The following is a 21,055-nucleotide window of genomic DNA, read 5'->3' as shown; positions in this document are numbered from 1 at the left end:
CGCCGGGGCGGGCCTGCGGATCGTCACGCAGAGTGCCGGTCGAGGTCACGAAATCATAACGGGATGGGAACTCGCCGACCCCCGCCGCAAGTCGCTCGACGCGGTGCGAGACCATCGGAGCCAACATGACTGCCTGGCTGTCCGTCCTCGTACCGTTGCTGGTGATGTTCTTCGCTCTCGGCATGGAGCGCGTGGAGTCCCGGCTGCGGGAGGCGACCGTGCGTCCTGAAGAGGTCGAAGAGCTCCTCGAACGGCCCCGGCCGGACGAGGTACGTGCCCTCTTCCGGCAGGGTTCCGGCCGCGCGCTGGAGCTCTTCCGCCTGCGCAACCGTGGCTCGCGAGGGCGCAAGTCCTCGCGGCGCAACAGGGCGGCTTGACCGGACTACGAGGGCGAAACCGGGTGAAAGTCGCCCGGTTGTGCAGGGATTCGACGGCTGCGGCGTCACACAGTGTGCGCGCAACCCCTAGACTGACCGGCCGGTGATCCGGCCGCGGGGCAGCGGCCTGGGACGAGGAGCGACGCAGTGGACGACGTACTGATCCGCGCAGGGATCTTCCAGGGTGTTGAGCCCCACGCGGCCGAGGCGCTGGCCCAGGCGCTCGAACCCGCGGAGTTCCCGCGTGGCCACGTGATCTTCGCTGAGGGCGAGCCGGGCGACAGGCTGTACATCGTGGGCAGCGGCAAGGTCAAGATCGGGCGCAAGTCACCCGACGGCCGGGAGAACCTGCTCATGGTGGCCGGACCGTCGGACATGTTCGGCGAGCTGTCCATCTTCGACCCGGGCCCGCGAACGTCGTCGGCCACCGCCGTCACCGAGGTCCGCACGTTCACAATGGACCGGCCGGCGCTGCGGGAGTGGATCGGCAAGCGCCCCGAGATCGCCGAGCAGCTGCTGCGGGTGCTCGCGCGGCGCCTGCGCCGCACCAACAACGCGCTCGCCGACCTCATCTTCACCGACGTCCCCGGGCGGGTGGCGAAGGCGCTGCTGCAGCTGGCGCGCCAGTTCGGTTCGCAGGAGTCCGGCCTGCTGCGCGTCACGCACGACCTCACGCAGGAGGAGATCGCCCAGCTCGTCGGGGCGAGCCGCGAGACCGTCAACAAGGCGCTCGCCGACTTCGCCCACCGCGGCTGGCTGCGGCTGGAGGGCAAGAGCGTGCTGATCCTCGAGCCCGAGCGGCTCGCCCGCCGCGCTCGGTAGCTCGGGGCTTTTCGAACGGCACCGCTCCTAGTGTCTTTCGGTGGTTGGTGTCCTGGGCCTGAACGGGCCTCCTGGCGGCGCCGCGCAGTGTGCGGGGCCGCCCCTCGCGCATGCCTGTGGGGCAGGCCGGGGCCTGGCGTTGTCGGCCCACGTGCCCGCGAGTGGCTCGTGATCGTCGGAAATGGTGTCGGGACGACAGATCTGTCGTCCTGGCACCACTCGCGGTGATCACGGTCCAGCAGTGACTCGGTGCCGGCCGATTCCGCCGCGTCGAAGCCTTGATCATGTCCGTGGGACCGCCTTCGGTGGCGCCGCGCGCCCTCCGGGGTAGGCCCTTGGGCCTGCCCGCGTGGTTTGCCCGGAGGGGCGGCCCGCGCGATGCGCGGCGCTACCGGAGGCCCTACCGAAGACCGCTACCGGTGGCCGGGCCGCCACGCGAATGACACCAGCCACCTTGGCGGTGCCGTTCATCCATGCTCGGCCGAAATTTCTGGTACCGCCGTACCAGAATGTGCAACCCTGGACCCATGTCGTCCTCAGCGTCGCTCGCCGACTACCGCGCCGCCCTGACAGCTCCTGGTGCGGCGGTGCCCGTACTCGCCTCCGCCGTCGGCCGGTTCCCCATCGCGATGCTGCCGCTGGCGACGCTGCTCTACGTGCAGCGGGAGACCGGATCGTTCGCCGCGGCTGGGCTTGTCTCCGCAGGCCAGATGATCGGCGTGGCCGCGGGCTCCGTTGCGCAGGGCCGGGTGATCGACCGGCTGGGGCCGAGCCGGCCGCTTCTGATGGTCGTCGCGGTGTTCGCGCTGTCGGTCACCGCGCTGGTGACCGCGGTCGAGACCGGGCAGCCGCTGGCCGTGCTGGTGGCGCTGGCCACGGTCGCGGGGATCGTCCGGCCGGCCGTGGAGGGCGCGTCCCGATCGTTGTGGACCACGCTCGTGCCGGCCGGGCCCGCGCGGTCAGCCGCACTGACGTACGAGGCCATCAGCCTGGAGGTCTTCTTCATCCTCGGCCCGGCGATCGCCGCCTTCCTGGTCGCGGCGCCATGGCCCGGCCTCGGTCTCACGGTGGCCGGCGCCGCGATGGTGCTCGGGGCGGGCGGGTTCGCGCTGAGCCGCCCGGCTCGCCGCGTCGGACGTGCCCCCGCTCACCACAGCGTCTCCCTGCTGGGTGCGCTCGCCCGGCCCGGGATGCGCACGGTGGCCGTCGCCGCGCTCGGATTCGGGCTGGTGATCGGATCCGTGGAGGTCGGGCTGCCCGCGGTCACCGCTGCGGCGGAGTCACCCACGCTGGGCGGCGTGCTCCTGTCGGTGTGGTCGATCTCCTCGGTGCTCGCCGGCGTGCTCTACGGGATGCGTCCCTGGCCGCGGCCGCTGCACCTGCGGATGCCGGCGTTGCTCGGCGGGTTCGCGGTGCTGGTGGCCGCGATGGCGCTCGTCGGGCCTACCGGGTCGATGGCGGTGCTCATCCTCACGATGATCGTGTCGGGCGCGCTGATCACACCGCAGGTCACCGGCCACTCCCTCGCCCTCGACATCGCGGCTCCGCCCGGCACGGCCACCGAGGCGTTCGGATGGCTGGTCACGGCCGCCACGCTCGGCATCGCCACCGGCCAGTCCAGCGCGGGGATCGTCGTGGAGGCGTTCGGCCCGCCCGCGGCCTTCTTGTCCGGCGGCGCGGCGGGTGTGGTGCTGGCGGCGGTGCTGTGGCTGCGCCGCGCAACGCTGCTGCCGCGCCCGGCGGAGGCGCCGGCCCCAGTGGCCTGATTGCCGCAACGGGCTCAGGGGGTGCGGAGGTGGTCCAGCTGGGCCCGCACCGAGAGTTCCGCCGCCGGCCACAACACCTGGTCGACATCGGCGTAGACCACCTCCACCACCTGGCGAGGGGTCGCGTCCGGGCCGAGCCGCGCGATCGCCGCCCGCACCTGGTCCAGGCGCTCCTCGCGGTGGGCGAGGTACGCCGTGGCCACGGCGGGAGCGTCCGGGAGCTCGGGACCGTGGCCGGGGAGCACGGCGGTGGCGGGGGCGAGGTCGGCGAGCCGGCGCAGCGAGTCGAGGTAGGGCCCGAGCGCGCCGTCGGGGTGGGCGATCACGGTGGTACCGCGGCCGAGGATGGTGTCGCCGGTGAGTACGGCCTGGTCGGAGCCCGGCCCGTCGAGCAGGAACGACAGCGAGTCCGATGTGTGGCCCGGCGTGGCGACCACCCGCAGCTCGACGCCCGCGGCCGTGACGACCTCGCCGTCGCCGAGGGCCTCCGACCCGAGCACGAGCGAGGGATCGAGGGCCCGCACGGGCGCGCCCGTGAGCTCGGCGAACCGGCGCGCGCCGCCTGCGTGGTCGTGATGGCGGTGGGTGAGCAGCACCAGCGCGACCCGGCCCTGCGCGGCCACCCGCCGCAGGTGCACCTCGTCCTCCTCGCCGGGGTCGACCACGACGCACGCCTCCTCACCCGGCGCCCGCAGCACCCAGGTGTTCGTGCCGTCGAGGGTCATCGGGGAGGGGTTCTCGGCGAGCAGCACCGACGCCAGCGGCGTGACCGGCCGCAGCACGCCGTACGCGGGGCCGGTCATGCGAGGCCGATCGCGGGGTACGCCGTGTCGTCGGGCAGCACGGAGACGAGGCGGTCGCCGTCCCTGCGCACCACTGGCACGATCGGACGGATCACCCGCTCCGGCGCCGCGGCGAGCACGGCGGCGCTCTCGCCGAACTCCGCGATCTCCTGCAGGGTGCGCACGGTCGGCGCCATCAGCTGAATCTCCTCGTCCTGCCAGCGTTCGAGGGCTTCGTCGGGATGCCACCAGATGGCCGCGACGGCCTCGCTGGTGTGGGCGTCCGCCTGCTGGCCGTCCGGCACCCGCGCGACGAAGAACGCCGTGTCGTAGCGGCGGGGCGAGCCGAGAGGCGTGATCCACCGCGCCCAGGCGTGCAACAGGTCGGCGCGCAGCACCAGACCGGTGGCGGCCAGCACGTCGGCGAACGTCCGGCGGCGGGCGACGACATCGGCGCGGTGCCGGTGCAGGTCCGGGAGAGCGCCCGGCCCAGCCAGCAGCACGCCGCACTCCTCGAAGGTCTCGCGGACCGCGGCGTGGACGAGGGCGCCCGCGAGGTCGGCGTCGACCCCGAGGCGCTCGGCCCACCAGCGCGGCTCGGGGCCTACCCAGCGGTCCGGGTCGGGGCGGTCGCTCGCGTCCACCCCGCCACCGGGGAACACGGTCATCCCACCCGCGAACGCCATCCCCGCGACGCGCTGCTGCAGGAAGACCTGCAGCGGCGACCGGCCAGGTGGCGGGTGGGGATGGTCTCGCACGATGAGCACGGTCGCGGCAGGCCGTGGGATCACCGGTGCGGAGGGCATGTGGGCGAGGCTAGTACTCCGCCGGACTTCGTGATCATTCCTCTGATCGCCGGCGCTCGGGCGGCCGCTCGGCACGGCGGAGCTGTCGGCGCATCCCGTGTCCGTCGACGCAGCCCGTCGTAGGTCAGGCACCCCGTCGACCGGGTGCGCCGGCCGAGAACGAGCGCGCCGGGCTCCCGCAGCCCCCGGCTGCCGTCGTGCCCTCACCGGTTCACCTCAACCGCGTCACCCTGTCGGGGTGGCCGGGTTGGGTGCACTACCGAATCATGTGGTTGCTCGGGCGGCCGTCCCCGACGCGGGGGCACGCCCGTCCTCGACGAGACCGCCGCGGTTTGGGTGCTACGCATCTGGCTGTGGTCCCGTCGCCGCCCCTGGCCACACCTGGAATCTGGGGTGCGATCCGCGGAATCGGGACCTGAGCCGCATCCCGGCAGCCTGCGTGTTCTGACCGCGGAGGCACCCCTGCAGTTGGTGTCCCGGTCCTGCTGATCATGGACCTGCGCGTGGGGCCATGTCCCTTGGGGGTGGTCTGGCTATGATCATCCAGGAGCGGGGCTGGGGTGGAGGGTCGGGACCACAGCCAGTCGCGTGGCACCCGGCAGCAACCGGCAGAACCACACGCGAAGCCCGGACCACGAGGCGAGCGCCAGGCGGCCCGGGCCGGGAACGGCGCGCCCACCGACAGGCACTCGACCAGACCGACCCGATGGATCGACACGATCGCGCCCCGACCGTCCTGGCGCCCGGGCCGGCGGCGGGCAAGATCCGAACTATCGGTTGTCCACGGCTGCTCTCACGACCATGAGCACCCGAAACTCCAGATCATGGACGCGAAGATACTGCCGATCATGGGCGCGGCCACCGCCGAACGGGACCCGGCAGCAGCGCCGAACACCCGTGATCACAAAATCCGGCTGTAGGGCTAGAGGACACTTTGGGTCTTCGACGCCCGTCCGAGGCAGGATGTGCGCCATGGATCGGCTGCGGGTGGGTCTGGTCGGTGGCGGCCCGTGGGCCCGCACGGTGCACGCGCCGGGCATCGTGGCGCACTCCGGCACCGAGCTCGCGGGCGTCTGGACCCGTAGACCGGAGGCCGCGACCGAGCTCGCCGCCGAGTTCGGTGCGCGCCCCTTCGCCGACCTCGAGGTGCTGCTCGACGCCGTCGACGCGGTCGCGTTGGCCGTGCCGCCGCAGGCGCAGGGCAGGCTCGCGCTCTTCGCCGCGGCCGCCGGCAAGCACCTGATCTGCGAGAAGCCGCTTGCGGGCACGGTCGAGGATGCCCGCGCGGTGGTCGAAGCTGTCGAGCGGGCCGGCGTGCACTCGTCGATGGTGCTGACGATGCGGCACGCACCGGCCGTGCGGGACTGGCTCGCCGAGATGCCGGCGGAGCCTGCAGGGCCGGACACCGTGGCGTTCGCCCGCTGGATCTCGGGCTCGCTGCTGGGCGGGCTGTATTGCACGTCGCCGTGGCGGGCCGAGGAGGGCGCGCTGTCCGACCTCGGACCGCACGTGATCGATCTCCTCGACGCAGCGGTCGGTCCGGTCGTCGAGGTGCCGTGGGCACGGTACGGGGAGCCCGATCTCTGGCGCTTCGGCCTGCTGCACGCCGGAGGCGCGCAGAGCTCCGTGACGCTGTCCATGCGCGTGCCCGTCGACCCGTCGGACATCGAGTTCACGGTGCTCGGCGGTGCCGGGCGGCACCGGCTCTCCGGTCGCGGCGCCGACGCCCCCACCTGCTACGCGGCCCTGCTCGACGAGCTCGTCGCCGCAGTCGAAGGCTCGGGCCCGCCGCCCGCACTCGACGTCACGCGCGGCCTGCGCCTGCAGGAACTGGTGGAGGCCGTACGCGCCGCCGTGGTCTGACGCGCGACTCGCGCGCAGTGGCGTGCGCCGGCAGTTGCCCGCAGGAGGCGACAACTCTCAGGACGACACTCCATAGCAGGCGGCGATCGCGGCGGCGCGGTCACGCAATGCGGTGCGCAACCACTGCGGGGCCAGGGCTTCCGCACTCGTGGCGAGCTGCCACAGTGCCCATTCGGCGTGTCGCTGATCGCTGAAGGTCACCTCCAGCCGCAGCCAGCCGTCCGCGTCGGGTTCCTCGGCACGGACGGCCAGCGCGGTGCGCAGCAGCTCCTCCCGCCGCGCCGGGTTCACCCGTGCCAGCACGGTGACCTGGTCGCCCCCGGTTCGAAATCGCGTGCTGCGTTCCTGCCATGCCCGGTCCAGATCGACCCGGTCCGGTCGTTGGGCGGGTTCGGCGAGTTCCTCCGCTGCCAGGACCCGGGACAGCCGGTAGGTGCGGTCCGTGCCGGACTTCGTGGCCAGCAAGTAGCCCTGGCCGCGTACGGTGACCAGGCCGATCGGGTCCACCGTGCGCCACTTCGGGGTCTGGTCCACGGCCGCGTAGTGGATGCGCAGCTTGTGTCCGGCGAACACCGCCCGCCGGATCTCGGTCACGATCGTGTCGGGCACCTCCTCGGCGACCTCCCGGCGCGACAGCAGGTCGGTCTCCGGGTCGATGAGCAGTCGCTCGGCCGCGCCGGCCGCGATGGCCCGATGGCTTTCGGGGAGAGCGTCGACCACCTTGCGCATGGCCGAAGCGAGCGCCGAGCCGAGGCCGAACGCCTGCGCGCCGCGCCGTGATCCGGCGACCAGCAAGGCAAGTGCTTCGTCGTAGTTCAGCCCGGTCAGCTCGGTATGGAAACCGGGCAGCAACGCGAAACCGCCGTGCCGGCCGCGTTCGGCGTAGACCGGGACTCCTGCCGCGGACAGGGCGTCGATGTCGCGCAGCACGGTGCGGGTGGATACCTCCAGCTCGCGGGCCAGCGCGGCCGCGGACAGCCGACCGTGCCGGCGCAGCAGCAGCACCAGCGACACCAACCGGTCGGCGCGCACACACGAACTCTATCGAATACACGACACAGGATGTCGTGATTGCTTGGGAGGCTCAGCCCACCAAAGGCCGTGGTTACCGGATGGAGCTGATGTGGCAATAGAACGAACTGTGGTCAACCCGGTGACGTGGTCGGTGGAGATGGGATTCAACCAGGGGGAGATCGTCTCAGGGCACACCCGGACCCTGTACTGCTCCGGGCAGACCGCGATGAGCGGCGACGGCAAGCCCCAGCATGACGGCGACATGGCGGGGCAGTTGGCGCTGAGCCTCGACAACCTCGAGGCCGTGCTCGGCGAGGCCGACATGTCTCTCGCGAACCTCGTCCGGCTCAACGTCTACACCACCGACGTCGACCTGCTCTTCCAGCACTACGGCGTGCTGGCGTCGCGGTTGGGCGTAGCCGGGGTGGCACCCACCACCACGATGCTCGGAGTGACTCGGCTCGCGATCCCCGGCCAGATGGTCGAGCTCGAGGGGACCGCCGTCGCGTGATGCCTGCTCGCCGCCTCCGGTGGGGATGCCGGAGGCGGCGAGCAGCGGGAAGGTGACCGTCTCGATGCTCAGAATGGTGACGATCGGCGTCTACGGCTTCGACGACGAGTCCTTCCTGCAACGACTGCGGCACGCGGACGTCCGCCTGCTACTCGACGTACGCCAGCGCCGCGGTGTCCGCGGACCCGAGTACGCATGGGCCAACTCACTGCGGCTACAGGCTGCCCTCGCCCGTGCCCGGATCGCCTACGAGCACCACCCCGAGCTCGCCCCGACCACCGAACTACGCCGGCTCCAGTACGCCGAGGACGACCGTCGAGGGGTCGGCAAGCGCTCGCGCCGCGAGCTCGCCGCCGAGTACACCCGCCGCTACACCACCGAGATCCTCGACAGCGCCGATCTCACGTCGATCGTGTCGGCGCTGCAGAGCAGCGGGACCGCGGCGCTGCTCTGCGTCGAGCGCGACCCGGAAGCCTGTCACCGCTCCTTGATCGCCCAGCGACTGACGGAGCGGCACCGCGTGACGATCGAGCACCTGCGCCCGTCGAGGACGGGGAACCACCACTCGTAGCCGTCCTGGGTGCTCGCCCGAGGGCGGATGGGTGTCAGTTGGTGTAGTCGGGCGGGTGGCCGCGGCGGCTGCCGTTCGTCGGCGCACCGTTGATGATGCGGCGGCCGATCCGCTGCCGGCGCCCCTCGAGGAGCTCGGCCTGCAGGCGGGCCAGCAACTGGCGGTCGGCGTCGCTCAGCCGGGCGATCGACTCGGGGCGCAGCCCGAGCTCCTCCCGGTCATCGTCATCCCCTTCGGACGGCTCGTCGTCGCCGTCCTCCGACCGCTCGTGATAGGCGCGGGAGCCGTTCGAAGGCGGCTCGTCCGGGAAGCGGTGCCGGGCCGGGGAGCGGGGCACCGGGCGCGGGGCGGGACGGCCGGGTTCGGCGTCCTCGACGGGCTCCGGCTCGGGTTCCGGCTCCGGCCGCGGAGCGGCGGGCTCTTCGAGGGCCGAGGGGGCCATCGCCCAGGTACCGGAGAGCCAGTCCTTCGACCACTCGTCGTCGTTCTGGGGGGCGGCCGGCTCCGCGCGCCGGTCGTCAGCGCGCTGGTCGTCAGTGCGCCGGGCGGCTGGGCGCTGCTCGTCTCGGCGCCGGTCGGCGGAGCCGAGGGGGTCGTCCTCGGGCCTCGTCGGATCCAGCAGCGGCGCGAGCAGGGGCTGGTGCAGCGGACCGTTCAGCGGATCGCTCAGCGACTCGAAGGCCGGCGTGTCGCGCCGCGCGGTCGGCTGCTCCTCCTGGGGAGGCTCCGCACGCTCGTCGACGGACGGTTCGAACCTGTCCCGGTCGTCGTCGACGCGCCGGAGGGACGGCCGTGACTCCGCCGCCGGCAGCGGGCGGGGGATCGGGTTGGGGCCGCCGCTGCGCCGGAGCGGGATCGGGTTCGGCATGGCCCGCGAGATCGGGGTGACGGTGGGCCGAGGCCGGTTGTCGCGCGACGGCAGCGGCGTGGGCGGCGGCGGGGACGGAGGTGACGGCAGCGGTGTCGCCCGGCCAGGGCGGGAATCGTCGCGCAGGGGAAGCGGGCGCGGTGCCGCGAGCGGGTGCGGCGACGGCGGTTCGGGGAACGCCTCCTCGGCACGGGCCGCCGGGTCCTCGTCCGCGACCTCGTCCTGGTCGTCCTCGTCGGCGTCGTGGTCGTCGGCGAAACGGCCGTCCTCGAGGTCGTCCTCGTCGTCCTGCGCGTCGTCCTCGTCGTCCTGGTCGTGTTCGTCGTCGTGCTCGTGGTCGTCGAAGCGGCGGCCCGGTTCGGAGACGAGCCGGGCGGTGGCGGACTCGATCCCCTCCGGCTCCCGCTCACTCGCCGGCTGGAGTCGCGCGGTGGCGGCGGCGGAGTCCTCCGCGGCGGCGTGGTCGTCGTCGCGGGACTCCGGCCCGTCGGTGACGACCGGCTCGGGGCGGTACCGCGACGCCGGCGCGGGCGGCTCGGGTGCGAGCGGGTGCGGATCCGGGGCGAGCCTGCGGGGCGGGCGGCCGACGGGCGGCGCGAGCGCGTGCCGTTCCACCGGGGGCACGGGCGGCGGCGGAGGACGCCACGGCCGGTCGTCGGTCACCTCCGTGCGTAGCTCCACGGCGGCGGCGAGCGCCGCGGCGTGGTAGCCCTGCACCGGCCCGTCGGCCGGCAGCACCTCGACCGACGCGGGGGCACCGGCCCGCTCGAGGGCCGCGCCGAGCTGGTAGGCGAGTACGTCGGCGCGGCGGGTGTGGTCGTGGACCCGGACGAGCACGACGGGGTGCGGGAGCGGTCCGGGCGCCGTGCCGGCCGGCGTGAGGCGGCGCGCGAGCAGCACGCTGCACCCGGTGAGCGGACGGGCCGGGAACTCGAGCACGGCGACGGCGACGGGGTCACCGCCGCCGGGGGCGGCGAAGAGGTGCTCGGTGCCGGTCTCCGGGTGGGGCGGCGGGAGCGCGGCGGCGGGTCCGAGGTCGGTGCGGGCGCTGCGGGCCGCCGCGACGAGCGCGGATCGCACCTGTGGCGGCATCACCGCTCTCGCGGCGACGAGGCTCGCGGTGAGCATCTCGACGGCACGGGCGTCCTCGCCGAGGGCGACCAGCTCGCGTGCCCAGCGCAACAGGTCGTCGTCGACCCGACCGGCCAGTGCAAGCAGCAGGTCGTGCGTCGTGCCCGACGTCGGGTCCTCCACCTGGCCTCCTCCCCTAGAGTCGGTCGCTCCCCTCACGCGCCGACCAGCGCCGTGGCGGATCGCCACAGCGGCCTGGACCCGATGATGGCTGCCTGGTGGTAGGACGAGCGCTCCCCGTGCGGTGGGAGCACCTCCACGCACGGTGTGCGGTCGCCGTGGGCGCGCATCACCCGCTGGAGCGTGCCGGCGAGCTCCCACGGCCGTTCGGCGCCGAGCACCAGCACGATGCGTTGCGATTCGCGCCACGACTGGCGGACCTCGACGCACCCCGGGTGGCCGCGGACGACCGCGAGCAGCGCGAGCGCAGGCGTGTCGACCGCACCGTCTCCCGGCTGGAACGTGGCGCGGGTGGATGGCGGTTCCGCCACGGGCAGCACCGCGTCGAGCAAGGGGTGGGCCGAGCCGACGGCCGTCTCAAGCAGCTCGCGCTCGGCGTCGGTGATGCCGACCCGGTGGCGCAGCAGCTCGCGGGGCAGGGTGGACGCGAGTACCTCCCGCCCGCCATCGGCGAGCCAGTCGCGCATCCGCCACAACAGCTCGTCGGGAAGTCGCCCTGCCAGCCGCATGAGCAGCTCGTGGCTTGCGGCGTCGGCGCTCATGGGCCTGCCAGCTCCACGACCAGCTCGACCTCGACCGGGACCCCGAGCGGCAGCTCGGCCACCCCGACGGCGGACCGCGCGTGCCTGCCCGCGTCGCCGAAGATCTCGCCGAGCAGGTTGGACGCGCCGTTGATCACTTTCGGCTGCTCGGTGAACCCGGGCGCCGACGCGACGAACCCGACGACCTTGACGACGCCGGCGACCGCGTCGATGCCCACGAGCGCGTCGATGGCGGCGAGTGCGTTGAGCGCGCAGATGCCGGCCAGCCCGGAGGCCTCCTCGGCGCTGATCTCGGCGCCCACCTTGCCCAGCGCGGCCGGCTTCCCGTCGACGAGCGGCACCTGGCCCGCGGTGAACACCAGGGAGCCGGAGCGGCGGGCGGGGATGTAGGAGCCCGCGGGGGCGGGCACGGTGGGCAGCGCGATTCCCAGCTCGGCGAGGCGCTCGCTCGGCGTGGTCACGGCGTCAGCCCCGTACCGGGCGCTTGAACCACGCCACGAGCTGCTCGGGGTTGGCGCCGGTGGTGACGGTGACGAGCTCCCAGCCGTCCCGCCCGAAGTTGTTGAGGATGGCCTGGGTGCTGTGGATGAGCACGGGAGCGGTGAGGTATTCCCACTTGACGTCCGACGAACCGGGGGAGGTCATGACAGGTCACTGTAGCCAGCGCCTCACCCGCTCGGACGGCCGGTCGCGCCGCGCCTCCGTAACCTGGAACAGTGAGCGAGCGGAGCTTGCGGAGCGAGCGAACCATCAGCACAGCGTGTCCGCGAAGCGGTCGCCCGAGCGTCAGCGAGGGCGGACGGTGAGTTCATCCGGTTGGCCAGCGGCCCTGTCGGCGGCCCGCCTGCACGTCGTGTCCGGCAAGGGTGGCACGGGCAAGACCACCGTTGCCGCCGCGCTGGCGCTCGCGCTGGCCTCCGGAGGCAGGCGCACCCTGCTCGTCGAGGTCGAGGGCCGGCAGGGCATCGCGCAGCTGTTCGACACGCCCCCGCTCCCGTACGAGGAACGCCGGATCGCGATCGCCCCTGGCGGCGGCGAGGTCAAGGCGCTGGCCGTGGACGTGGAGGCGGCGCTCCTGGAGTACTTCGAGCTGTTCTACCGTCTCGGGATGGCGGGGCGCACGCTGCGCAGGATGGGCGCGGTCGAGTTCGCCACCACCCTCGCCCCCGGGCTGCGAGACGTGTTGCTCACCGGCAAGGTCAAGGAGTGCGTCAACCGGCGCGACGCGAACGGGCGCCCGGTGTACGACGCCGTGGTGCTCGACGCGCCGCCCACCGGCCGCGTGGTGAAGTTCCTCGACGTCACCAAGGCGATGGCCGACCTGGCGCGCACCGGCCCGATCCACAGCCAGGCCGCAGGCGTGGTGAAAGTGCTGCACTCCCCGCTCACCGCGGTGCACATGGTCACGCTCCTCGAGGACCTGCCCGTCACCGAGACCCTCGAAACCGTCGACGAGCTCACCGCCACCGGCTTCCCGGTGGGCGCGGTGATCGTCAATCGGGTGCGCCAGCAGTGGCTCCCCGACCGCTCGGTCGCCGCCGCGGCCGGTGGCCGCGTCGATTCCGGCCGCATCCGCTCCGGTCTGGCGTCCGCGGGCCTCGACCTGCCCGCCGACGTGATCGACGGGCTCGTCGCCGAGACCGTCGAGCACGCGGTGCGGGTGTACGGCGAGGCCGCGGCGCTGACCCGGCTGGAGGAGGCAACGGCACTGCCGCGGCTGGAGCTGCCCCAGCTCGTGGAGGGCGTGGACCTCGGCTCGCTCTACGAGCTGGCCGAGGCGCTCACAGACCAGGGTGTCGGCGAACCCGCGGTGAGCGAGGTGAGTTCGTGAGCCCCCGCTCGGCGCCGGCGCTCGAGGTCGACACGCTGCTGGACGACCCGGACACCCGCATCGTCGTGTGCTGCGGCTCCGGCGGCGTCGGCAAGACCACCACGTCGGCGGCGCTGGCGATCCGCGCGGCGGAACGCGGCAGGCGCACGGTGGTGCTCACCATCGACCCCGCGCGCCGGCTGGCACAGGCCCTCGGCCTCGAGGCGCTCGGCAACGAACCCGGCCGCGTGGCCGCGGCGCGGGGTGACCTGCACGCGATGATGCTGGACATGCGCCGGACCTTCGACGAGATGGTCCACACGCACGCCGAGCCCGGGCGGGCGGCGGCGATCATCGCCAATCCCTTCTACCAGACCATCTCCTCCTCGTTCTCGGGAACGCAGGAGTACATGGCGATGGAGAAGCTGGGGCAGCTCGCGGCAACGGGCGAGTGGGACCTCATCGTGGTCGACACGCCGCCATCGCGTTCGGCGCTCGACTTCCTCGACGCACCGCAGCGCATGTCCACCTTCCTCGACGGCCGGATGATCCGGCTGCTGTCGGCCCCCGCGCGGGCAGGAGGGCGGGGGCTGCGCAAGATCGTCGGTGCGGGCTTCTCGCTGTTCGCGAAGGGCGTTTCGACGATCCTCGGCGGGCAGATGCTGGCCGACGCGTCGGCGTTCGTGCAGGCCTTCGACACGATGTTCGGCGGGTTCCGGGAGCGGGCGACGGCCACCTACGCGCTGCTGCGCTCGCCCGGCACGGCCTTCCTCGTGGTCGCCGCCCCCGAGCCGGACGCGCTGCGCGAGGCCGCCTACTTCGTCGACCGCCTGGCCGCGGACGACATGCCGCTCGGGGGCCTCGTTCTCAACCGCACCCACCCGGTGCTGGCCGACCTGTCGGCCACGAAGGCGCGCGCCGCGGCCGAGGGACTGCGCTCGGCGCCGCTCGCGGCGGCCGTGCTGCGGCTGCACGCCGACCGGGTGGACCTCGCCGACCGCGAGGAACGCCTGCTCTCCCGGTTCACCGGCGCCCACCCGGGCGTCGCCGTGGCCAGGGTGCCCGCGATCGCAGGCGACATCGCCGACCTTGACGGCCTGCGTGAGGTCGGCGAGCGCATGGCAGGGCCGGCCGACTCCGGCGCCCAGCCCCTCCGCTCCGCCCGCTAGCCGCTTCCCGGTGGTCGAGTAGGCCTCGACCGACGGTGGATTGTCACGCAGTCTCGTCCAGGCCGTGCTGTCGGCGTTCGTGCTCCGTGGCCCTCGCCAGCTGCTCGGCCGTCTCCTCAGCCACCGACTCGTAGTGGGCGGTGCGGGCGTCGTGCAGCAGGTCGGCCCACGAGGAGACGTCCGGCCGGGCGCGCAGCAACGCACGGCGCTCCCGTTCCGTCATCCCGCCCCAGACACCGAACTCGATGCGCTGGTCAAGGGAGTGGGCGAGGCACTCGGTGCGTACCGGGCAGGCGCGGCAGAACAGCTTCGCCTCCCGCTGCCGCGCCCCCGTGACGAAGAGGTCTTCGGCGTCGGCCGTCCGGCACCGCGCAGCCCCCCGCCAGTTCCACTGGCCCGTCATGGTCGCCCTCCCCGGATCCCCGTGCTCGTCATGACCAGCACAGACGGATTCTCGGAGCCCTGGGTTCCAGCGGAAACCGAGCAAAACTACTCAATCGCGGTCGGGTGATCTCCCCTACTCCATCCGGACGCCCGCGTACCCTGGCGCTTCGTGAGCTTCCCGCGCCATCTCGCCCGGCCGATCGGCCTGCTGCTCGGGCTCGGGCTACTCGCCGGTGTCGTGGTCGCGGGGATGGCCTTCCCCGTCACCGCAGGGCTCGGGCTGGTCGCGAGCGATACGGGCGACAGCGTCAACACGGTGTCGGCCGACCTCGTGGAGGGCCCGCTCCCGCAGACCACGACGGTCACCGACTCGGCGGGTGTCCCGATCGCACGGTTCTTCGAGCAGGGCCAGAACCGCCACGCCGTCACGGCCGACCAGGTCTCGCCCGCGATGAAGGCGGCCATCGTCGCGATCGAGGACCGGCGGTTCTACCAGCACCAAGGCGTTGACTGGCAAGGCACGCTGCGTGCGCTCGCGGCCAACTCGGCATCGGGCACGGTCGTGCAGGGCGCGTCGACGCTCACCCAGCAGTACGTCAAGAACTACATGCTCTACGTCGCGGCCGAGACCGAGACGGAGCGGCTCAAGGCCACCGAGCAGACCCCCGCGCGCAAGCTCAAGGAGGCGCAGATCGCGCTCCAGATGGAGCAGCAGCTCTCCAAGGACGAGATCCTCACCCGCTACCTCAACATCGTCTCGTTCGGCAACGGGGCGGCCGGGATCTCCGCGGCGGCGCGCACCTACTTCGGCACCACACCCGACCAGCTCACGGTGCCCCAGGCCGCGCTGCTCGCCGGGATGGTCAACAGCACGTCGGCGTTCGACCCGGTCGCCAACCCGCAGGCGGCGCTGGAGCGGCGCAACCTCGTCATCAACCAGATGCGCGAACAGCAGATGATCGACGATGCACAGGCAGAGGCGGCGCTGGCCAGCCCGCTCGGCGTGGCCACCCCGCTCAACACCCAGCCCAACGGCTGCATCGGTGCGGGCGACGCCGGATTCTTCTGCAAGTACGTCGTCGAGTACCTCACCGAGGCCGGCTTCTCGCTCGAGCAGCTCAACCGGGGCGGTTACACGATCAAGAGCACCCTCGACCGCAAGGTCCTCGACAGCATGAAGGCCTCTCTCGACTCGCATGTTCCGCCGAAGCAGCCGAACGTCGCCAACGTGATGTCGGTGGTGCAGCCGGGCACCGAGAAGCACCGCGTGCTCGGGATGGCGTCCAGCCGCACGTTCGGGCTCGACGCCGAGGAGATGGAGACGAGCTACGGGCTGCCGTACGAGCCGGTCAACCTGGGTGCAGGCTCGGTGTACAAGGTCTTCACCGCCGCCACGGCCCTCGAGAAGGGCATGGGCATCAACTACGAGCTCTCGGTTCCGTCGAGCGGGTACGCCTCACCGATCTACATCGACGGGTCGGGTCGCCCGATTCCGGTCCGGAACTCCAACGAGAACATGCCCGACCGCATGACGCTCACCGACGCGCTGGCTCAGTCGCCGAACACCGCGTTCATCAAGTTGGAGGAGTTCACCGGCGTCCCACCCGTTGTGGACATGGCGGTGCGGCTGGGCATGCGCTCGCTGGCCACCACGCCGTTCGTCGACCCGCGTTCCGGCCGCCCCACCGACCGCTCGATTGCCGAGGTCACCAAGGCTCAGAATCTGGCCTCGTTCACTCTCGGCGTCAGCCCGACGAGTGGGCTCGAACTGGCCAACGTCGGTGCAACGCTCGCCAGCGCCGGCAAGTGGTGCCCGCCCAGCCCGATCGAGTCGATCACCGACGTCACCGGCAAGCCCGTCCCGATCACTGAGGCCCCCTGTGAGCAGGCCGTCGAGCCAGGGCTGGCCAACGCGATGTTCAACGCGCTCGGCAAGGACGACCTGCCGGGCGGCACCGCGGCGGGCGCCGCGAGCCAGGCGGGCTGGAACCGGCCGATGGCCGGTAAGACCGGCACCACCCAGCAGAACAAGTCGGCCGCGTTCCTCGGTTTCGTCCCGCAGCTGGCCGGCGCGGTGATCACGTTCGACAATTCCCGCTCGCCCCGCCCGCTCTGCGACGGCGCCGGATCGCCGTTCCCGTGTCGCAGCGGCAACATCTTCGGCGGCAAGACACCCGCGCAGACCTGGTTCGGCGCGATGAAACCGCTGCTCGACCCGCTGCCACCGCTGGCGCTCCCGTCCGTGGAGGACCGGTTCCTCGAGGGAGGCGAGGAGTCCAGGGTCCCCGACGTGATCGGCGATTCCGAGAACGAGGCGCGCGATGAGCTCGAGGACGAGGGCTGGAAGGTGTCGGTGCGTGAGGTCGACAACGCGGCCGACCGGGGCACGGTGGTCGGACAGAGCCCGAGTGGGTCGGCGTTGCCCGGCGAGACCGTGGAGATCAGCGTGTCGAGCGGCGAGGCGCCGCCTGCTCCCGACGCGCCCGGCGACGATGACGACGATGACGACGGAGATGGTGGAGACGGCGACTAGTTCGCCGGGTCTGGTCGGGCGGGGTCCTCATCAAACCGGCAGGTCGCAGGGCCTCCGGTGGCGCCGCGCAGTGTGCGGGGTCGCCCCTCCCGATTCAGGCGGACATGATCGAGGCTTCGGCGCGGAAACGGGCGAAACGACCCGGGAACGCGCCGAACTACTGATCAAGCTGCCATTTCGGGTATCGGGTGGGCGGCGCGCGCCCCTGTGGTCGAGTCGGGCCGGCCCGTATCGAGACTGCATCTCCGCCTCTCTGCTAGCGGGTGGGTGGCGGCCGGTTCACCCGTCAGGGTGAGCGTCGTGGCGGCGCGTCCGGCGCTTCCTCGATCGGGGCGCCACCCGCGCCTACCATCCGCCGACGTGACCGCCTGCTCGGATGATGGATCGTCGTCCGCGCGAGACGTGCCTGCCGACGGCCCGCCCGCGGAGCACAGGACTGCACCCAAGTGGCCGTCCGGTCCGCCCCCGCGGCCGCGGATCGTCGACGAGCCCGGGATCCTCGGGCTGTCCCGGCTGACACGTGGCCGGTTCGGCTCGCGGATGTTCAACCTTTTCTTCCTGTTGGTGTTCACCGTGATCCTGATCCAGATGATCTCGGCGATCCTCGACAACTCCTGGTGAGAGCCCGCGAGTACGGGGAACACCACGTGGGCGTGCCCGGCTACCCTGGCCGACGACAGCGCCCAGCGCGGAGGAGGTGAGGAGCGATCGCCACCGAGTCCGCTCCGACCCGCCCCGCGGTGGGGGCGCCGCAGCTGTCCGCCCCCACGTCGCACCGCGTGCGCAGCGTCCTCGCCATCCCGGCGTTCCGCCGGTTGTGGCTCGTCACGTCCGTCGCGGGTGTCTGCGACTGGATGAGCCTGCTCGCGCTCTCCGCGCTCGCCACCCAGCTCACCAGCGGCTACACGGCGCAGAGCTTCGCGCTCGGTGGGGTGGTGGCCACCAAGCTGTTCCCCGCGCTGGTACTGGGGCCGCTCGCCGGGGCGCTTGCCGACAAGTTCGACCGCCGCCGCGTGATGGTGGTCTGCGACCTGCTCCGGTTCGTCCTCTTCGTGTCGATCCCGCTCGTCGGCTCGCTGTGGTGGCTCTTCGTCGCCACGTTCCTGATCGAGATCTGCGCGCTGTTCTGGATCCCGGCCAAGGACGCGTCGGTGCCCAACCTGCTGCGCAGGCCCGACCAGGTGGAGACGGCCAACCAGCTCAACCTCGTGATGACCTACGGCGTCGCGGTGATCACGGCGGCCGGCCTGTTCGCCGTCCTCTCCCGTGCCGGCGCGTTCCTCGGCGGCGAGGGGTCGGCGCTGCCCACCGTGTTCGTCGCCCTCGTCATGAGTGGGATCGCGTACCTCGTCATCGCGCTCACGGTCTGGTTCCGCATCCCGGAGATCTCCGGACGTGCCACCGAGCGCAGGGAGGCGGGCCCGAGCCTGATCGCCATGCTGCGCGACGGCGCGTCGTTCGTCGTGCGCACACCGCTGCTGCGCGGGCTCGTGATCGGGATCATCGGCGCGTTCGCCGCGGGTGGCACCGTCGTCGGCTCGGCCACCCTCTACGCGGCCAGCCTCGGCGGCGGCAACGCCGCATACGGCGTGCTGTTCGCGTCGGTGTTCGTCGGGCTCGCGTTCGGCATGGGGGCGGCGCCGCGGATGGCGCGCCGCATCCCGCACAACCGCCTGTTCGGCGCGGCGATCGTCGCGGCAGGCGTGGCGCTGGTGCTGGTGTCGATCGCCCCGCACCTGTTCCTGGCGATCGGCGCCGTGATGCTGGTCGGCGGCTTCGCGGGCATCGCCTTCCTCACCGGTCTCACGATCATCGGATCGCAGGTCGCCGACGAGGTGCGCGGCCGGATCGTCGCGTTCGTGCAGTCGATCGTGCGGCTCACGCTGCTCGGCTCGATGGCGCTGGTCCCGGTGATCGTCGGGCTCGTGAGCGCGCGCTGGGTCGACGTGTTCGGCTACCCGGTCCTCGTCGACGGCACCCGCGTGGTGATGCTGGCGGGCGGGGCCGTGGCCGCGGTGGTCGGGATGCTCGCCTACCGGCAGATGGACGACCGCCGCACCGAGCCGATCCTGCCGGACCTGCTCGCCGCGTTGCGCCGCGGCGAGCCGCGCCACGGCGCGGGCGTGCTGATCGCGGTGGAGGGCGCCCCCGCGGAGGAGACCACCGAGCAGGCCACCCGGCTGGCGCAGCGGCTGCGGGCCGCCGGCTACCTCGTCGTGGAGCCGGACGGCGGGGAGCGCGATCGCGAGCGCTGGACGGCCGCAACGCGGGAGGCGTCGCTCTCCGGCCCGCGGGCCCGGGCTCTCGCTGCCGCGGCTGTGCAGGCAGACCAGGTGGAACGCGTGATCCGGCCCGCGCTGGCCGAGGGAGCGGTGGTGGTGGTCGACAGGTTCCTGGTGAGCCCGCTGGTGCAGTTCGGGGTCGCGGCAGACCGCGCCTCGTCCGACGGCGCCCAGCCCCAGCTCGACCCGCGCGAGCTGGAGAGCCTCGCCGCATGGGCCACCGGCAGGCTGCGCCCGGACGTCTCGGTGCTGCTCGACCGCGCACCCGTGTCGGCGGCGCCGCAGGCCGGCGGCCTCGCGGGCGAGGAACACGTGCGCGTGCAGCGGCTGCTCACGCGGATGGCGGCGGCGGAGCCGCACCGCTACGTGGTGGTCGACGCCGACGGCTCGCCGGAGGATGTGGCCGAGCGCATCTTCGCCGGACTGCGACCGGTGCTGCCGAAGCCGCCCGCCCGCGACGCCGACCCGGCGGTGGTCCGATGACCGTATGGGATGAGGTGGTCGGGCAACCGGCCGCCGTCGCCGAGCTGTCCGCCGCGGCGTCCGACTCCGCCGCGATGACCCACGCGTGGCTCTTCACCGGCCCGCCGGGGTCGGGCCGGTCGGTGGCGGCGCGCGCGTTCGCGGCGGCGCTGCAGTGTCCTCAGCACGGGTGCGGGGAGTGCGCGTCCTGCCACACCGTGCTCGCGGGCACCCACTCCGACGTGCGCGAAGTGGTGCCGGAAGGGCTGTCGATCTCGGTGCGGTCGATGCGCCTGCTCGTGCAGTCCGCCGCGCGGAGGCCGGCAACGGGCCGCTACCAGATCCTGATCATCACCGATGCCGACCGGCTCACCGAGAACGCCGCCAACGCGCTGCTCAAGTCGATCGAGGAGCCGCCGGACCAGACGATCTTCCTGCTCTGCGCGCCGTCGGACCACCCGGAGGACGTCGCCGTCACCATCCGGTCGCGGTGCCGGCCGATCCCGCTGCGTTCGCCGTCGGCAGCGGCCATCGCCGACGTGCTGGTCCGCCGCGACGGGATCGACCCGGAGACCGCGAGCTGGGCGGCGTCCGTCGCCGGTGGGCACGTCGGGCGGGCCCGCAGGCTGGCGCGCGACCCCGCTGCGCGGGCCCACCGGGAGCTGGTGCTGGGGCTGCCGATGCGCGTGCGCAGCCTCGGCGACGCGTTCACCTTCGCGGGCGACCTCGTGCGCGATGCCAAGGCCGAGGCCACCGAGCTCAGCGAGAGCCGCGACGCGGCCGAGCGTGAGGAGCTCGCCGTCGCGATGGGGGCGGGAGGCACGGGCAAGGGCGTCGCGGCGGCCGCGCGCGGCGCGAAGGCCGCGGAGCGGGATCTGGAGCGCCAGCAGAAGTCGCGCAACACGCGTACCCAGCGGGACGCGCTCGACAGGGCCCTCGTCGACCTCGCCGGGTTCCTCCGCGACGCGCTGGTGGTGGGCAGCGAGGCGCAGGTGCCGCTCACCCATCCCGACCGCGACGCCGACGTGCGCCGGGCCGCCACCGACTGGTCCCCCGAGTCCGTGTTGCGCCGGCTGGAGGCCGTGCTGGCCTGTCGCACCGCGCTCGACCAGAACGTGAAGCCGGAGATCGCGGTCGAGGCGATGATGGCGACGCTGCAACGTGGCTGAGAGTGTCGTCGCG

At 72.8% G+C, this 21,055-nt stretch carries 20 protein-coding genes; 12 read left to right on the top strand and 8 right to left on the bottom strand.

The window, feature by feature from the left end; translation table 11 throughout:
- Positions 1-125: 125 nt before the first annotated feature.
- From K1T35_RS46315 to K1T35_RS46305, 3 genes are all read left to right on the top strand, one after another.
- The gene (locus K1T35_RS46315) at positions 126-377 is read left to right on the top strand and encodes a hypothetical protein (protein ID WP_220257969.1); all 252 of its coding nucleotides are present in this window, start codon (positions 126-128) and stop codon (positions 375-377) included.
- A gap of 147 nt (positions 378-524) precedes the next feature.
- The gene (locus K1T35_RS46310) at positions 525-1,199 is read left to right on the top strand and encodes a Crp/Fnr family transcriptional regulator (RefSeq protein WP_220257968.1); all 675 of its coding nucleotides are present in this window, start codon (positions 525-527) and stop codon (positions 1,197-1,199) included.
- A 527-nt stretch (positions 1,200-1,726) separates the two neighbouring features.
- On the top strand, positions 1,727-2,965 hold the full coding sequence (locus K1T35_RS46305) for an MFS transporter (RefSeq protein ID WP_220257967.1): 1,239 nt from the start codon (positions 1,727-1,729) through the stop codon (positions 2,963-2,965).
- 14 nt (positions 2,966-2,979) lie between these two features.
- Here K1T35_RS46305 and K1T35_RS46300 read toward each other — a convergent pair whose 3' ends face one another.
- Positions 2,980-3,768: an MBL fold metallo-hydrolase gene (locus tag K1T35_RS46300; protein ID WP_220257966.1), complete on the bottom strand. Its 789-nt coding sequence runs from the start codon at positions 3,766-3,768 to the stop codon at positions 2,980-2,982.
- Entirely contained in the window at positions 3,765-4,553 is a 789-nt protein-coding gene (locus tag K1T35_RS46295; protein ID WP_220257965.1) for an NUDIX hydrolase, read from the bottom strand. The genes K1T35_RS46300 and K1T35_RS46295 overlap by 4 nt, the downstream gene beginning before the upstream one ends.
- A 972-nt stretch (positions 4,554-5,525) precedes the next feature.
- Here K1T35_RS46295 and K1T35_RS46290 point away from each other — a divergent pair.
- Entirely contained in the window at positions 5,526-6,416 is an 891-nt protein-coding gene (locus tag K1T35_RS46290; protein ID WP_220257964.1) for a Gfo/Idh/MocA family protein, read from the top strand.
- Between the two features lie 57 nt (positions 6,417-6,473).
- Here K1T35_RS46290 and K1T35_RS46285 read toward each other — a convergent pair whose 3' ends face one another.
- A complete protein-coding gene (locus tag K1T35_RS46285) occupies positions 6,474-7,448 on the bottom strand; it encodes a YafY family protein (protein ID WP_220257963.1) in 975 nt (324 codons plus the stop codon).
- Positions 7,449-7,545: 97 nt separating this feature from the next.
- Between K1T35_RS46285 and K1T35_RS46280 the strand changes: the two genes are divergently transcribed.
- Both K1T35_RS46280 and K1T35_RS46275 read left to right on the top strand, forming a co-directional pair.
- The gene (locus K1T35_RS46280) at positions 7,546-7,941 is read left to right on the top strand and encodes a RidA family protein (protein WP_220263287.1); all 396 of its coding nucleotides are present in this window, start codon (positions 7,546-7,548) and stop codon (positions 7,939-7,941) included.
- 64 nt (positions 7,942-8,005) lie between these two features.
- On the top strand, positions 8,006-8,512 hold the full coding sequence (locus K1T35_RS46275; RefSeq protein WP_220257962.1) for a DUF488 domain-containing protein: 507 nt from the start codon (positions 8,006-8,008) through the stop codon (positions 8,510-8,512).
- A 34-nt stretch (positions 8,513-8,546) separates the two neighbouring features.
- On the opposite strand, the gene K1T35_RS46270 is transcribed toward K1T35_RS46275, so the two are convergent.
- Genes K1T35_RS46270 through K1T35_RS46255 form a run of 4 tightly spaced genes read right to left on the bottom strand, consistent with a single transcriptional unit; the run spans position 8,547 to position 11,878 of the window.
- Positions 8,547-10,634: a hypothetical protein gene (locus K1T35_RS46270; protein WP_220257961.1), complete on the bottom strand. Its 2,088-nt coding sequence runs from the start codon at positions 10,632-10,634 to the stop codon at positions 8,547-8,549.
- A gap of 32 nt (positions 10,635-10,666) precedes the next feature.
- Positions 10,667-11,233 carry a hypothetical protein gene (locus K1T35_RS46265; RefSeq protein ID WP_220257960.1) on the bottom strand — a complete coding sequence of 189 codons (567 nt, stop codon included), beginning with the start codon at positions 11,231-11,233 and terminating at the stop codon, positions 10,667-10,669.
- Complete coding sequence (locus K1T35_RS46260; protein WP_220257959.1) at positions 11,230-11,694, bottom strand: RidA family protein; 465 nt, start codon at positions 11,692-11,694, stop codon at positions 11,230-11,232. The genes K1T35_RS46265 and K1T35_RS46260 overlap by 4 nt, the downstream gene beginning before the upstream one ends.
- A 4-nt stretch (positions 11,695-11,698) precedes the next feature.
- A complete protein-coding gene (locus tag K1T35_RS46255) occupies positions 11,699-11,878 on the bottom strand; it encodes a DUF4177 domain-containing protein (protein WP_220257958.1) in 180 nt (59 codons plus the stop codon).
- Between the two features lie 157 nt (positions 11,879-12,035).
- Between K1T35_RS46255 and K1T35_RS46250 the strand changes: the two genes are divergently transcribed.
- Together K1T35_RS46250 and K1T35_RS46245 are read left to right on the top strand one after the other, a co-directional pair.
- Complete coding sequence (locus K1T35_RS46250; protein ID WP_255621386.1) at positions 12,036-13,064, top strand: ArsA-related P-loop ATPase; 1,029 nt, start codon at positions 12,036-12,038, stop codon at positions 13,062-13,064.
- Positions 13,061-14,212 carry an ArsA family ATPase gene (locus K1T35_RS46245; protein WP_220257956.1) on the top strand — a complete coding sequence of 384 codons (1,152 nt, stop codon included), beginning with the start codon at positions 13,061-13,063 and terminating at the stop codon, positions 14,210-14,212. The genes K1T35_RS46250 and K1T35_RS46245 overlap by 4 nt, the downstream gene beginning before the upstream one ends.
- Before the next feature lie 43 nt (positions 14,213-14,255).
- Here K1T35_RS46245 and K1T35_RS46240 read toward each other — a convergent pair whose 3' ends face one another.
- Complete coding sequence (locus K1T35_RS46240) at positions 14,256-14,615, bottom strand: WhiB family transcriptional regulator (RefSeq protein ID WP_220257955.1); 360 nt, start codon at positions 14,613-14,615, stop codon at positions 14,256-14,258.
- A gap of 150 nt (positions 14,616-14,765) precedes the next feature.
- Here K1T35_RS46240 and K1T35_RS46235 point away from each other — a divergent pair, with 150 nt between their 5' ends.
- The 4 genes from K1T35_RS46235 to K1T35_RS46220 all read left to right on the top strand — a co-directional run bounded on the left by K1T35_RS46235 (position 14,766) and on the right by K1T35_RS46220 (position 21,042).
- Positions 14,766-17,129, top strand: coding sequence for a transglycosylase domain-containing protein (locus K1T35_RS46235; protein WP_255621384.1), 2,364 nt, complete (start codon positions 14,766-14,768; stop codon positions 17,127-17,129).
- A gap of 360 nt (positions 17,130-17,489) precedes the next feature.
- Entirely contained in the window at positions 17,490-17,750 is a 261-nt protein-coding gene (locus tag K1T35_RS46230) for a hypothetical protein (RefSeq protein WP_220257954.1), read from the top strand.
- 119 nt (positions 17,751-17,869) lie between these two features.
- Positions 17,870-19,894 carry a dTMP kinase gene (locus K1T35_RS46225; RefSeq protein WP_255621383.1) on the top strand — a complete coding sequence of 675 codons (2,025 nt, stop codon included), beginning with the start codon at positions 17,870-17,872 and terminating at the stop codon, positions 19,892-19,894.
- The gene (locus K1T35_RS46220; RefSeq protein ID WP_220257953.1) at positions 19,891-21,042 is read left to right on the top strand and encodes a DNA polymerase III subunit delta'; all 1,152 of its coding nucleotides are present in this window, start codon (positions 19,891-19,893) and stop codon (positions 21,040-21,042) included. Before K1T35_RS46225 ends, K1T35_RS46220 begins: the two co-directional genes overlap by 4 nt.
- The last annotated feature ends 13 nt before the right edge of the window (positions 21,043-21,055 follow it).

It is taken from the genome of Pseudonocardia sp. DSM 110487 (assembly GCF_019468565.1).
Taxonomy (GTDB): Bacteria; Actinomycetota; Actinomycetes; order Mycobacteriales; family Pseudonocardiaceae; genus Pseudonocardia.
The sequence above is the reverse complement of the archived record's forward strand: the minus strand, read 5'-3'. Positions and strand labels throughout refer to the sequence as shown.